The 12825-nt window shown below is 56.9% G+C and carries 12 protein-coding genes; 5 read left to right on the top strand and 7 right to left on the bottom strand.

The window, feature by feature from the left end; translation table 11 throughout:
- Positions 1-3 precede the first annotated feature (3 nt).
- Together RFER_RS04545 and RFER_RS04540 are read left to right on the top strand one after the other, a co-directional pair.
- Positions 4-663, top strand: coding sequence for a c-type cytochrome (locus RFER_RS04545; protein ID WP_244095802.1), 660 nt, complete (start codon positions 4-6; stop codon positions 661-663).
- A 59-nt stretch (positions 664-722) separates the two neighbouring features.
- Positions 723-1289 (top strand): YceI family protein, encoded by a 567-nt coding sequence (locus RFER_RS04540; protein ID WP_011463233.1) that lies wholly within the window; start codon positions 723-725, stop codon positions 1287-1289.
- A 319-nt stretch (positions 1290-1608) separates the two neighbouring features.
- Here RFER_RS04540 and RFER_RS04535 read toward each other — a convergent pair whose 3' ends face one another.
- A complete protein-coding gene (locus tag RFER_RS04535; RefSeq protein WP_011463232.1) occupies positions 1609-2373 on the bottom strand; it encodes an SDR family NAD(P)-dependent oxidoreductase in 765 nt (254 codons plus the stop codon).
- A 106-nt stretch (positions 2374-2479) separates the two neighbouring features.
- On the opposite strand from RFER_RS04535, the gene RFER_RS04530 reads away from it, so the two are divergent.
- Together RFER_RS04530 and RFER_RS04525 are read left to right on the top strand one after the other, a co-directional pair.
- A complete protein-coding gene (locus tag RFER_RS04530) occupies positions 2480-3400 on the top strand; it encodes a LysR family transcriptional regulator (protein ID WP_011463231.1) in 921 nt (306 codons plus the stop codon).
- A gap of 689 nt (positions 3401-4089) precedes the next feature.
- Positions 4090-4548, top strand: a complete 459-nt coding sequence (locus RFER_RS04525; protein WP_011463230.1) for a hypothetical protein — start codon at positions 4090-4092, stop codon at positions 4546-4548.
- Positions 4549-4878: 330 nt separating this feature from the next.
- On the opposite strand, the gene RFER_RS04520 is transcribed toward RFER_RS04525, so the two are convergent.
- Positions 4879-5958 carry a patatin-like phospholipase family protein gene (locus tag RFER_RS04520; protein ID WP_011463229.1) on the bottom strand — a complete coding sequence of 360 codons (1080 nt, stop codon included), beginning with the start codon at positions 5956-5958 and terminating at the stop codon, positions 4879-4881.
- Positions 5959-6317: 359 nt separating this feature from the next.
- On the opposite strand from RFER_RS04520, the gene RFER_RS04515 reads away from it, so the two are divergent.
- Positions 6318-7808: a DHA2 family efflux MFS transporter permease subunit gene (locus tag RFER_RS04515; RefSeq protein WP_011463228.1), complete on the top strand. Its 1491-nt coding sequence runs from the start codon at positions 6318-6320 to the stop codon at positions 7806-7808.
- Between the two features lie 213 nt (positions 7809-8021).
- On the opposite strand, the gene RFER_RS04510 is transcribed toward RFER_RS04515, so the two are convergent.
- The 5 genes from RFER_RS04510 to RFER_RS04490 form a co-directional block, all read right to left on the bottom strand.
- Positions 8022-9077, bottom strand: a complete 1056-nt coding sequence (locus RFER_RS04510; protein ID WP_011463227.1) for a protein-glutamate methylesterase/protein-glutamine glutaminase — start codon at positions 9075-9077, stop codon at positions 8022-8024.
- Positions 9074-9595, bottom strand: coding sequence for a chemotaxis protein CheD (locus tag RFER_RS04505; protein WP_011463226.1), 522 nt, complete (start codon positions 9593-9595; stop codon positions 9074-9076). Before RFER_RS04505 ends, RFER_RS04510 begins: the two co-directional genes overlap by 4 nt.
- Position 9596: 1 nt before the next feature.
- Positions 9597-10400 carry a CheR family methyltransferase gene (locus tag RFER_RS04500; protein WP_011463225.1) on the bottom strand — a complete coding sequence of 268 codons (804 nt, stop codon included), beginning with the start codon at positions 10398-10400 and terminating at the stop codon, positions 9597-9599.
- Between the two features lie 167 nt (positions 10401-10567).
- Positions 10568-11125, bottom strand: a complete 558-nt coding sequence (locus RFER_RS04495; protein ID WP_011463224.1) for a chemotaxis protein CheW — start codon at positions 11123-11125, stop codon at positions 10568-10570.
- A gap of 14 nt (positions 11126-11139) precedes the next feature.
- Positions 11140-12792 (bottom strand): methyl-accepting chemotaxis protein, encoded by a 1653-nt coding sequence (locus tag RFER_RS04490; protein WP_011463223.1) that lies wholly within the window; start codon positions 12790-12792, stop codon positions 11140-11142.
- Positions 12793-12825 lie beyond the last annotated feature (33 nt).

Below are 12825 nucleotides of genomic sequence, written 5' to 3'. Positions count from 1 at the left end.
CCCTTGCAACATTGGAGATTCAACATGAAATTTAATTCTATTCTTTGGGTTGCCGCCATGGGTGTGTTGGGCGCTGGCTGCTCCAACCTGGAACATTCCCGGGATCTGGGTAATCCCAAGGTTTCCGCAACGACGATTGCACAACAGGTCTGTTCTTTGTGTCACGGCATTGACGGCAATTCGGTTTCGCCGAATTTTCCGCGCCTTTCTGGTCAGACCCCGGAGTATTTGGTGGGGCAACTTGAGAAATTCCGAGGCCACCAGCGCTTGGATCCGCCCGGTTTCGAATACATGTGGGGGCTGAGCCGCGATCTGACCGATGAGCAAATTAAGGGATTGGCAGATTACTTTGCTAAACAGGCCCCCGCACAGAATGCCGCGATCGACGCCCAGCAATTGGCAGCAGGCAAGGTGATATTTGAGAATGGCGTGCCAAGCAAGGAGGCGCCTCCTTGCTTGGCGTGTCATGGACCCAAGGCGCAAGGTCTGGCAGCGTTCCCAAGGCTAGCCGGGCAACACCAGGATTACCTGGTGAAACAACTCCATGTCTTTCGGGAAACTGAGGGACGACCGGACACGCCCATGAAGCAGATTACTCATTTGCTGAGCCAGCAGGAAATGGAAGCGGTGGCTGGCTATTTGCAGGCGTTTCCCATCGAGTAATTGGGCGATTGCTCGCGCGACTTGGTCGGCAAGATTGGCAACCGTTTTTGGAGGCTTTTATGAAGAGATATCTGGTCATTTCCATTGTGCTGGGTACGGTCGTTACTTCAACGCTCGCGGCTGACACCTATACGATCGATCCGGCGTACTCCCCGGCAAATTTCGATATTGCACGAGTAGGATTTTCTTCGCAGCGAGGCACATTCAAGAAGACCCATGGCAAAGTCATTCTGGACTTGGTAGCCAAGACCGGCAGCGTTGATTTCACGATCCAGTCTGCGTCAATTGACATGGGGTCGGCAGCATGGACTAGCCATTTGTCTGACCCAGGCTTGTTCAACGTGAAGAAGTTTCCGACCATGAATTTCAAATCTGAAAAATTGGTTTTTAACGGAGAAAAAATTGTCGCGGCAGACGGGTTGTTCACGATGCTGGGTGTGACAAAACCGCTGCGCGTTACGGTCAAGGACTTTCAATGCGGGAACAGTTCGGTGGACAAGAGATCACTATGTTCTGGCAACATCACGGCGAAATTGAAGCGATCTGACTTCGGCTTGACCAAATACATCCCGGTGGTCAGCGATGAAGTGTCCATCAGCGTTCCGGTGGATGCCTATAAGAACTGAGCCGGATCAGATCTTTCGGTGCGAACCTGGAGTTCATCGGAACCGCAGCGGCAGTGAGAGTCTTGGAGTCTCCCGGGACCGCCCCCGATACCATGGTGCGTTCGGAAGTTTGCTTTGAATCTCTTCTTTTGACTGACTGCTTTGGGACTTTGATATCTGAGGTAGCTAAGTCCACTTTGTGTCTTTTCTTGACGGTGGCAGCTGAGTCGATCAGTCTTCAAGATCTACACCCGCAACAGACCCACTCCAGCCCTTCAACTTTTCATACTGCCACCCCAGACCGGACTCTCCCCGCCTGATCTTTCGTGGAGTCGCTGACTCAAACGAACATCCCCCCCGACACTTCAATGCGCTGTGCATTGATCCAACGGTTGGCAGGTGAGACCAACGAGGCCACCATGGCACCGATGTCGTCGGCTTCACCTACGCGACCCAGCGCAGTCTGTGACGCGACAATTGCATTGAGTTGCGGAGTGTCGCGCACGGCGCCGCCACCGAAATCGGTCGCAATGGCACCGGGTGCCACCGTGTTGACGGCAATACCCCGTGGCCCAAGTTCCTTGGCCATGTAACGGGTCATGACTTCCACTGCGCCTTTCATGGAGGCGTATGCGGCGTAGCCCGGCAAGGCAAAGCGCGTCAGTCCGGACGACAGGTTGACGATGCGTCCGCCGTCTGCCATCAGGGGAAGCAGTTTTTGCGTCAGAAAGAAGGCGCCCTTGAAGTGCACGTTGACCAGTTCATCGAACTGGACCTCGGTGGTGTCCATCAGGCTTGCATGCGTGCCGGTGCCTGCGTTGTTGATCAGTACATTGAATGTCGTGCGGCCCCCTTGCGCAAGAAGCACGTCGCGCACCTGGGCCGCAAAACCTGCAAAGCTGCTGCTGTCGGAAACATTGAGCGCAAGCGCCACCGCCTTTTGGCCCATGGCCTCAATTTGCGCGACGACATCGTTAGCTTCTGCCTGTTTGCTACGGTAGGTCAGGATGACGTCATGGCCTTGCCTGGCCAGGTGGAGTGCGGTGCTTTTGCCCAGACCACGGCTACCGCCGGTGACCAAAGCGATGGAGGGTGATGTTTGCATGGTGTGATTCCTTGGTGGTTGAGATGACGAATAAAGGGAGTCTATTGATTGCTTTTGTCTGGATAAACATGCCGCATTTGATTTGTTTGTTCTATAAAATTGAACAATGAGTTTTTTAGATCACATGCTTGTCTTCTCGAGGGTGGCCGAGCTATTGAGCTTCACCCAGGCGGCAGACAGCCTTGGGTTGCCCAAAGCCAGCGTGTCGAACGCGGTGCAGCAATTGGAAAACCGGCTTGGCGTGCGCTTGCTGCACCGGACCACTCGCAAAGTCGTGCTGACTCACGACGGTCAATCGTTTTACGAGCGGTGCAAGGATGCCCTGTCCGACATGGACGAGCTGCAAACCATGTTTCAACTGCAAAGCTCCAACGCTTTGAAGGGACGCATCCGGCTGGACATGTCGACCGTGGTCGCGCGCCAAGCCGTTTTACCGCGACTGCCTGATTTGCTGCAACAGCATCCGCAGCTGCAAATTGAAATCAGCAGCACCGAGCGGCGGGTTGATCTGGTACGGGAGGGATTCGACTGCGTCGTTCGCGCCGGAAAAGTGACTGAGCCGGGATTGATTGCGCGGCCCGTCGGTGATTTGCGCATGGCCAATTGCGTGAGTCCCGGCTACATGGCGCGTTTTGGAGTTCCGCATTCCTTGGAAGATCTGGCAAAGCACACACTCGTGCATTACACCGCGACCCTGGGCGCTAAAGTAAGCGGGTTTGAATGCACCCAGGTTGGTGAAGAAATTGCCATACCCATGCAAGGCCCGATCACGGTGAACAACGCTGAGGCCTATCAGGCCGCTTGCCTGGCGAGCTTGGGGATTATTCAGGTGCCCTTTGTGGGCGTCCGAGAGTTGATCGCGCAGGGTCAACTGGTGGAGGTGCTGACCGGCTGGACGGCGCCCCCCATGCCCTTGTCGCTGGTGTATGCCCATCGCCGAAACCTGTCGACCCGCGTGCGCGTTGTCATGGATTGGCTGCACGGCGTGCTGGTGGCCTACCTTGATGAATCGGGCGTTGGGCAGTGACCTTCGCGGTGTGACGGTGAATGGCCCAGCCTGACGTTGATCCCTCAACTTCCGGTCTTGAGCTTGATCAAAGAAGCCTTGATAACCCCAAATCCACGAATGGCCGCTCTGGCTTGTCTGGTCGAGCACACGAACGTCAGATCTTTAAGTTCATGGCTGGCTGCTGTTGTGCCCTGAATCAGGCTTTCGCATAGGCTCAAATTCTTGAGTTTTCACACAGTCTCGCTGCACAACCGAAATACACCACGCTCCATTGCCGACCTTCAACTTTGACGGTCAGCCTCCGAGAGAGTTGGCTGGCTCCAGACGCCCCACCGGCGACATTCGACTTTCCGAACCGCCTCCTCCAAACCAGCCGTTCAAACGTGAGCATCCGGGTCGGTTTTATGGCGACGATTTCACCGATCTGAACACCCGGAGCCGACCAAGTGCAGTTGGTCACGAACGGCCGGTCTGGGGTGAGCCAAATTCGCGCAGACGAGATGCCTGATAGCGGTGGTACACGACTTGGTGGTCAGACACGAAGGTGCGCTGAAGCTGTTTCGCACGGAGTTGGGTGGGGCGCAGGTGGACATTGTGCTGCCGGGCGCCTAACCTCCACGCTGCTCAAGATCTTTCTTGAATCGGTTCAGCTTGCGTTCATACACGGACGCGCAAGATGTGATCCATACCAACTCAAGGAGTTTTTCATGAAGCATCTCATTGCCATTAAATCGCTCGCAGCAGTTGCGGTTGCACTTGGCGCTTTCGCGGTGACGTCATCGGCGCACGCCCGTGACGATGTGCACTTCTCCATCGGCGTGCAGGTGCCAGGCGTCTACGTGCAGCCGGCCCCTGTGTATGTGCAGCCCCTGCCTTTCTACACGCCCGCGCCCGACTACTATCGGCGCTACGGCGATGGTCGACGCAATGACGGGCAACATTGGCAACGCCGCGGCCTTTACGGCGACCACGACCGCGACCGCGATCGCATCGTCAACATCTACGCTCCGGGCGGCCCGCGCAATCAGTGGCGCCAGGCACGCCTCTATGGTCCTTACGGTGATCTCGACCGCGATGGCATCGTGAACCAGCAGGACCGCGATCGTGACGGCGACGGTGTTCGCAATCGCTACGACCGCCTCCCGAACAATCCATACCGCAATTAACGATGGATGCTAGTTAAGCACGCAGTGCAATCTTGCCTGGGAAATTCATGTTGGAGCACCCTGAGGTTCACAGTATCCTGAGGGCCGTTGGAGCGTTGCGGCAAATTTCGGCAGTGGGAAGGCCTTTGTCGCCATTCGTGCTGTGTATGTGGCCGCCCACCTGGGCACGCTGCGAGTTCTGGTGCGGACAGACGGGTTTGCCACCAGCATTGCAATCATGGCCATGTCTCGATGACCAGCTTGATGCATCGGTTGCACCATGTGCAGTCGGTGCCAGGCCGTCAACGACTGTGCCGGGACAGAGCGACGCTTGCGCCGTCCGTGTGACTGCTAGGTTTCTGCCCTGGGCGTCACTGGCACCCTCATATCGTCCAGATAGTCCTGCTGAATGTTCACCGTGCACTTCGCACCCAGCGAGCTGTAGTGCTTGGTCAGCCAGGCGCGCGCATTGGCCTGACCCAGGTCGCGCAATGAGTGGATCAGGCTCTCTCTGGTCGACGTTTTGGTGGAGGCGGAAAAAGCCTCCAGCGCTTCGCCACCGTCAATGCGGTGCATCAACACATCTTTGTAGTTCGCTGGATCGAGTTTGCCTGCGGCCAGCAAGCGCTTCACGAAATCAATGGCGCGCATCTCGGCGATCAGCCCGGCGTTAAAGGTGACCTCGTTCATGCGGTCCAGGATTTGGGCACCGGTGGTGGGCAACTTGTCGCGCTTGATCGGATTGATCTGCACCAGTAGGATATCGCGGCTGCTGCAGTCATAAATCAGGGGATGAATAGCCGGGTTGCCTGAGTAGCCGCCATCCCAAAAGTGGTCACCTTCAATCTCGACAGCCTTAAACGCCATCGGCAAACAAGCGGACGCCATGACAGCATCGGCTGTCAGGCGCTTGCCTGAGAACACCTCGGCCTTGCCGGTGGAAACGCGCGTGGCCACCACGAACACCTTGAGCGTTGGCAGGCGGGCCAGGCCCTCAAAATCGACCTGGCTCTGCAAAAAATTACGCAACGGGTTAAGGTCAAACGGATTGTTCTGATAGGGCGACATGGCGCTGGACCAAAAGTTGGTCATCGCATTGGCCCACACGGCAGTCGACGAGTTGTCGCCACCCATCCGGCCAAACAAAAGGTCGAAGGGTGCCCGCTGCGCCTCAGACAGCGCCCCCATTTGAACAATACCGTGCCAGAAATTAGCCAATGCTTCGCGCGCCGCCTCCCGTGGATCGGCCTTCATTTTGTCATTGGCCTGGGCAAATCCCTGGGCCAGCGCCACCGCGTTCATCGCGCCAGCGCTGGTGCCACTGATGCCTTCCAGCGAAATGCGGCCATCTTCGAGCAGCGCATCGAGCACACCCCAGGTGAACGCGCCATGTGAGCCGCCGCCCTGGAGCGCCAGGTTGACACGGGGCATGTCTCTGTTGGATTGATTATTGGGAGAGTTGTGGGGCGTCAGGGTCATATGGGGAGGTTAACAAAAAATCGACGCAGTCCGTTAGCTTGACGTTGAGGTCCGGCGATCCGAAATCGTCATGCTGGCGACCTCTTGCGGCGTTTGCTGGCACTGATCAGGGTCCGCCTCCTGGAACGTTCCCAAAGTCATTATTGCGCGCCAGTGGAATCTGGCCGCACTGCTTCCACTGATAAGATGACATTGATGGGTTGCACATTAATAAGATTAGAAGCAGCTTTTCGTTTTCTGGTTTTTCCCCTTGTTGTGGGGGTGCTTGCACCACTCCGGGCGGGTGCCGGCTGGATTTGTAGGCTAGACGCGTGACTCAATCAACGGCCCTGGAGGCACTCCAGATTCAATACGGCCCGCGTTATCGCTGGCTTCTGCTGTTGACGGTGATGATTGGCACCGTGGCGTCAATCATGTCCTCAACGATCATCAATGTGGCTGTCCCCGACATGAGCCGCTACTTTGTGCTGGGGCAGGATCGCATGCAGTGGGTTTCATCAGGATTCATGGTCGCCATGACCATCTCGATGCTGACGACGCCGTGGTTACTGTCGCGCTTTGGTTATCGCAAGACCTACTCAGGTGCTATATGGTTGCTGTTTGTCGGGGGGATTGCCGGCGGGCTGTCCAGCAATTTTGATCTGGTATTGGTGGCACGGGTGGCCGAGGGTCTGGCCTCTGGTGTCGTGCAACCGATCCCAGCCATCATCATCCTGCGTGCATTCGCGGCCGACGAGCAAGGGCGTGCCAGTGGTTTCTTTGGGATGGGTGTGGTGTTGGCTCCGGCCATTGGCCCCAGCATCGGCGGGCTGCTGGTTGACTGGTTTAGCTGGCGTGCCACCTTCTTCATGGTGGTGCCGTTTTGTATCGCTTCCTTGTACATGGCCCGACGATTCATTCCGGTGGCCCACATGGGCCAGGAGTCATCCAGCGAAAGCAAGGCGAATTTGGACTGGTTCGGCCTGCTATTGGCGACGACAGCCACACTTTGCCTGCTCAATGGCCTGGTCACACTTCAAAACGGTCCGATTACCAAATCAGCCGTCTTGCTTTGTGTGTCGTTGGTGTCGTTGCTATCTTTTGTGAAGTGGCAGCACCGCCTGAGCCACGTCCACAGAGGTCTTCACCAGCAGGCACCGCTGATGAACCTGGCGCTCTTTGGTCACCGTCAGTTCGCCATGGGAAGTATCGTCTCGTTCATTTATGGAACGGCTCTATTCGGTTCAACCTATTTGCTGCCGGTTTACCTGCAAATGGGCCTTGGAATGTCCGCCTCGTATGTCGGTACCTTGATGATGCCAGCGGGATTGGTATTGGCTATCACCATCCCAATAGTGGGTCGACTGGCTGATAAGCGTCCCACACATATTCTGGTCAGTATCGGATTAACGATGTTAGCTTTGGGGTTCGGTTTGATGGTGACGGTGGGCCTGCAAACAGCAGTCTGGATCATCGCTCTTTGGGTGATTGTGGGTCGTATCGGGCTCGGATTCATTCTGCCATCTCTCAACCTGGGTTCTATGAGGGGGTTGTCGAAAAATCTGATTGCGCAGGGCTCCAGTGTCATTAGCTTCGTGCGCATGGTGGGAGGTGCCTTCGGCGTGAGTTTGAGCGCCCTGGTGCTGGAATGGCGCCTGGAGACTCATGGCCAATTACTTTCACATCCCAATACCAATCCGGATCGGCTGACGGCATTCAACGAATCGTTTCTCATGCTGGCCGGACTATGTGCACTTGCGATAGTCGCGGCATGGCAATTGCGTGGAACAAGTCGACCAATCAAGACGAGAGAAGTGGATTGATTCCTTGCTATGACGCTCGATGAGCGCAATGAGCAGTGCAGTGTCCCCTGCCAACAGGCGGGGCACTGGAGGAAACAATGCGTGATGCCCGGCGGCGCTCCCCAGCCCGGCAATATCTCGACTTACTAACCGGCTTTCAGGTGGGAACGGCACATGTATTCAGGCCGAATCGCAGCGCCAGTGCCCTGAACCACTGCCAAGTTGGCGCGTGGGTCATCCTGCCATCTGCGCCATGATCTCGCGTGCAATGGCCCCCAGCGGCACGCTGCGCTCGACGCCGCCGCGCTTGACTGCCTCTTTGGGCATGCCATAGACGACACAGCTTTCTTCGTCCTGCGCCAGCGTGCGGGCACCGGCTTTGCGCATTTCAGCCAGACCGGCGGCGCCATCATCGCCCATACCGGTCATGATCACGCCTAAAGCGTTGGCGCCAGCGCATCTGGCCACGGAGCGGAACAGCACATCGACCGATGGCCGATGCCGGTTCACCAGCGGGCCGTCCAACACTTCTACCGAATACTGCGCGCCGTTGCGTCGCAGCAGCATGTGCTTGCCGCCGGGCGCGATCAGCGCGCGCCCTGGCACTACACGGTCGTTGTTTTTGGCTTCCCTCACCGTGATCTGGCACAGACCATTGAGCCGATTGGCAAACTCGGCGGTAAATTTCTCCGGCATGTGCTGCACGATCACAATGCCGGGTGTCACGCGGGGCAAAGCCGTCAGTACAACTTCCAGCGCCTGCGTGCCGCCGGTGGAAGTGCCTAAAGCCACAACACGTTCGGTGGTCTGGAGCATGGCGTCGTGCCTGTCACTGGCCGGCAAGATGGCATCTGCCGTCAGCTTTTCGACCACCTGCAGCCTTTTCACATTGGCGCGGGCGGCAGCCTTGACAGCGCTAATCAGGTCGTCTGACGCATCCACCAAAAATTGTTTCAGTCCAAGTTTGGGCTTGGTGATGATGGCGACCGCGCCTGCCGAGAGCGCTGCCATGGAGGTCTGCGCGCCTTTTTCGGTCAGGGTTGAGCAAATTACCACTGGTGTGGGCCGCTCGGCCATGATTTTCTTCAGAAAAGTGATGCCGTCCATGCGGGGCATCTCAATGTCGAGCACAAACACGTCCGGCCACTGCACCTTCATGCGGGCGATGGCCAAAATGGGGTCGGCCACGGCGGCTATCACTTCAATAGCGGGGTCGTCGGCGAGCAAGCCTGCCACCACCTGGCGCACAACGGCCGAGTCGTCCACCACCATCACTTTGATACGACTCACAGTAAATCTCCTTTATCCCCGGAGTCGGTCCCGATGGGCATGACCTGGTGCGACCAGACATCGCCATTGCTGACATCAAAAACGATTTGTCGGTGGCCAATGCCAAACAGGCTCTCGGACATGACGGGAATCCCGTGTTCACGCAACAAGGTCAGCGCTGCTTCGCCGTTGCGTTGCCCGACGTTCAAGGCGCCAGAGCGCAAGTTGCCCGGAAACATATTGCCGCCGCCAAATATCTTGCCCTGGCACTGCGCCGAGGGTATGCCCAGGCGCTGCAGCTCAATCAGCATCAGCTTCAGCGCCTCGTCGCCATAGCGTGCGTCCAGCGTTTGTTTGGGCTTGGACGCGCCGCGTGTGGGAAGCAAAAAATGTGACATTGCACCCTGGCGTGTCGCTGGGTGCCACAAGGTGATCGACACACACGAGCCCAGCATGGTGCGAATCTGGTAGCCAGCGTCGGCGACAAAATATTCGCCCGGCTGCAAAAAAATATCAATCGGTTTCTTCTTGCGAGACATGTCAAGCTGGCTTTTGATAAATGGATGGGGCAATTGCCTTCACCGCCTGCGTGATGTCGTTCAGGCTCTCGGAGTGCCCAATGCAAAAGTATCCCCCTGGTTTGAGGGCTGAAACCACACGCGCCACCACTTGGCGCTTGGTTTCTTCGTTGAAATAAATCATCACATTGCGCAAGAAAATAACATCGAAGGACCCCAAGTCAGGCAGCGGGGTGTTTAGGTTGACCTGACGAAAATGCACGCGGCTGCGCAACTGGCGGTCCACCAGCAGGCTACCCTCGTGTTCATCGCGGCCCCTCAGACAAAAGCGTTGCAGATAGGCCGGTGATACGTGGCGGGCTCGCTCCATGGTGTAGAGGGCGCGCTGGGCGCCCGCCAATACCCGCGTGCTGATGTCGCTACCCATCACTTCCCAGGGCGTCGATTCCAGGCAATCGGCCAGCACCATGGCAATGCTGTAAGCCTCTTCTCCGCTAGAGCTGGCAGCGCTCCAGACCCGAAACATCTGCGGCCGGTTGTGCGCGGCCAACGCCTGCTTGCGCAGAAACTCAAAATGTTTGGGCTCACGGAAAAAATAGGTTTCATTGGTCGTGAGCAAGTCCACTGCCATCTGTACTTCCTGCGCCTGATGGCCCGATTTGAGCAACCGAAAGTACTCGCCAAAGCTGTCCAACCGATGGTGTACCAGGCGTTTGGACAGCCGCCCAGTGACCAGTGCTTTTTTGGCAGTGGACAAGGTGATGCCCGCCTCTTCAAAGATAAAGTGCTGGAACTGGGAAAACTCGCTGTCGCTGATGGGTTGCATGGTGGCTCAGCTTGTTGGATGTTGGCGAAGTTGGGGGGGCTTTCAACTATGTAAGGCAGCAAGCCATGTGTTGCATCTGGCTTCAAGTCTTTTAGCTATCTGGCCCCCGTGCAATATGCATGATTAACTACTTAATTGATAGCTAGTCACTGGCCATGGCCATACTCTCAGCTCCCGGTCAACGCTCCGTCCGCCGAGCCTGCCACCTGTCCCAGTGCGCCGAGTTCTTCGGTTGAGAGCACCTGATTCACATTGAGCAAAATCACAAACTTACCCGCCACTTTTCCCATGCCCTCTATAAAGTCGCTGCGGATCCTGGCGCCAAAGCTCGGTGGCGGCTCAATCTCGCTGGCCGGTATTTCCAGCACCGCGTTGACAGCATCCACCACCACGCCCATGTCGTGACGATCTTCCCCTGATTGCACTTCCACGATCACGATGCATGTCTTCTTGCTCACCTCGCTGGACTGCTTGCCAAAGCGCGCCGCCAGATCCAGCACCGGCACAACCGCGCCGCGCAGATTGATGACACCGCGGATGCAGGTCGGCATCATCGGCACTTCGGTCAGGCCGTGGTATTCAATGATTTCCTTGATCCCCAGAATGCCGATGGCAAACGTTTCGCCACCGAGCATGAAGGTCAGATATTGCGTTTGCTCTTCAAGTTGAGTTTGTGCCACAGCCACGGCGGTATGCCGGGCGGCCACCGGTACGATTGCATTCATGGTCGTACCTCTTGTCAGAATTTGGAGAACTTGCTCTCGTCAATGTCGGCGCCAGCCCCAGACAGGCTCAGCGCAGCGGCTTTTGCCATACCGCCGATTTTGCTAGTGGCGGACTTTGGGCTGGATGTTGGCTTGTGAGCCACTGGGCGACGCACCACAGCACTTGAGCCCTCCATCTTGAAGAACGACATTGTTTGCTGTAACTGCTCGGCCTGACTGCTCATTTCTTCCGAGGTGGCAGCCAGCTCTTCCGAACTAGAAGCATTTTGTTGCGTGGTCTGGTTCAGTTGGCTGATGGCCGAGTTGATCTGACCGGCACCCGAAGACTGTTCTTCAGAGGCGGCGGTAATTTCCTGCACCAGGTCGGAGGTTTTCTTGATGCGCGGCACGATCTCGTCGAGCAGCTTGCCGGCTTTTTCAGCCAGTTCCACGCTAGAACTGGCGACTTCGCCAATTTCTTGTGCTGCTATCTGGCTGCGTTCGGCCAACTTGCGCACTTCAGCCGCTACCACGGCAAAGCCTTTGCCGTGCTCACCGGCGCGCGCGGCTTCAATCGCCGCGTTCAATGCCAGCAGGTTGGTCTGGTAGGCGATGTCGTCGATGATGCCGATCTTCTTGGCAATCTGCTTCATGGCGGCTACCGTTGCAGCGACGGATTCGCCACCTTCTACCGCTTGCTTGGCAGCCTGGCTGGCCATGCCGTCGGTCACCTTGGCGTTTTCGGTATTCTGCGAAATGCTGGCGGTCATTTGCTCTATCGAAGCGCTGGTTTCCTCGACACCGGCGGCCTGTTCGCTGGCGGCTTGCGACAAGGATTGCGCTGTGGCGCTCACCTCCTCCGAAGCACTGGCCAGGTTTTGCGCGCCACTGTTGACATCGGCCACCACGATCGAGAGTTTGCTGATCATGTTGCTCATGGCTTGCAGCATCTGGCCCGTCTCATCTTTAGAGACAGCGTCAATGCGCACCGTCAGGTCACCTTCGGACAGACGGTTGGCCACGTTCAGGGCCTTGTTGACCGGGCCGGTGATGGAGCGGGTCAGGAACCAGGCTAGCAGCGCGCCGAAAAGAAAGGCCATGGTGGCGAGCGTCACCATCACCTTGAAGGCGAACTCATAAGCCGCCTTGGCATTGGCGTAATCCAGGCGGGTATCCTCCTCCAAGAGGTTTACGTTCTCATCCAGGACGTCTTGCACTTTTGCGGTCGCCGGAGCCGCCACGGAAACGAGAAATTGCACGGCGTCGTCGTCCTTGCCAGCTTCATCAAGCGCCATCACCTTGTCGTTCAAGGGCGTGGCTTCTGCCAGTTGGAACTTGACTTTGGTCATCATCGCCTTGCCTTTTTCATCGGTCGTCATCTTTTCCAATGAATCAAACGCTGCGGCGTATTTTTGCCGGGCGCTTGCGATTTTCTTATACTCTCCGGCGACCGCCGCCGGGTCTTTGAGCAACACTGCAGTTCGCATCAGGCGCGTTACGATGTGCACCTGGGTCGCCATCTCCTCACTGAGTTTGATCTTGACCATGTTGTCGTTTATCACGCCGTCCAGTTCTCCCTCAATTTTCGCCATGCCGTTGATGCCCATGGCCGCCAGCGCTGCCATCAGGAGCAACACGATCGCGAACCCCAGCGTCAATCGCATGCCTATCTTCATATTTGAAAACATCTCAAAACTCCTTAAAAATCGCTAACTAAATCA

Source organism: Rhodoferax ferrireducens T118 (genome assembly GCF_000013605.1).
Lineage (GTDB): Bacteria > Pseudomonadota > Gammaproteobacteria > Burkholderiales > Burkholderiaceae_C > Rhodoferax > Rhodoferax ferrireducens.
Note: the sequence above shows the minus strand (reverse complement) of the source record. Positions and strands in the feature narration are given on the sequence as shown.

Bases quoted from the DNA above. Each gene is read 5' to 3' on its own strand.
- RFER_RS04500 (WP_011463225.1), bottom strand. From the start codon at position 10,400: ATGCAACCCATCAGCGACAGCGAGTTTTCCCAGTTCCAGCACTTTATC.
- RFER_RS04520 (WP_011463229.1), bottom strand. From the start codon at position 5,958: ATGCCCCGTGTCAACCTGGCGCTCCAGGGCGGCGGCTCACATGGCGCG.
- RFER_RS04490 (WP_011463223.1), bottom strand. From the start codon at position 12,792: ATGTTTTCAAATATGAAGATAGGCATGCGATTGACGCTGGGGTTCGCG.
- RFER_RS04540 (WP_011463233.1), top strand. From the start codon at position 723: ATGAAGAGATATCTGGTCATTTCCATTGTGCTGGGTACGGTCGTTACT.
- RFER_RS04535 (WP_011463232.1), bottom strand. From the start codon at position 2,373: ATGCAAACATCACCCTCCATCGCTTTGGTCACCGGCGGTAGCCGTGGT.
- RFER_RS04505 (WP_011463226.1), bottom strand. From the start codon at position 9,595: ATGTCTCGCAAGAAGAAACCGATTGATATTTTTTTGCAGCCGGGCGAA.
- RFER_RS04530 (WP_011463231.1), top strand. From the start codon at position 2,480: ATGAGTTTTTTAGATCACATGCTTGTCTTCTCGAGGGTGGCCGAGCTA.
- RFER_RS04525 (WP_011463230.1), top strand. From the start codon at position 4,090: ATGAAGCATCTCATTGCCATTAAATCGCTCGCAGCAGTTGCGGTTGCA.
- RFER_RS04495 (WP_011463224.1), bottom strand. From the start codon at position 11,125: ATGAATGCAATCGTACCGGTGGCCGCCCGGCATACCGCCGTGGCTGTG.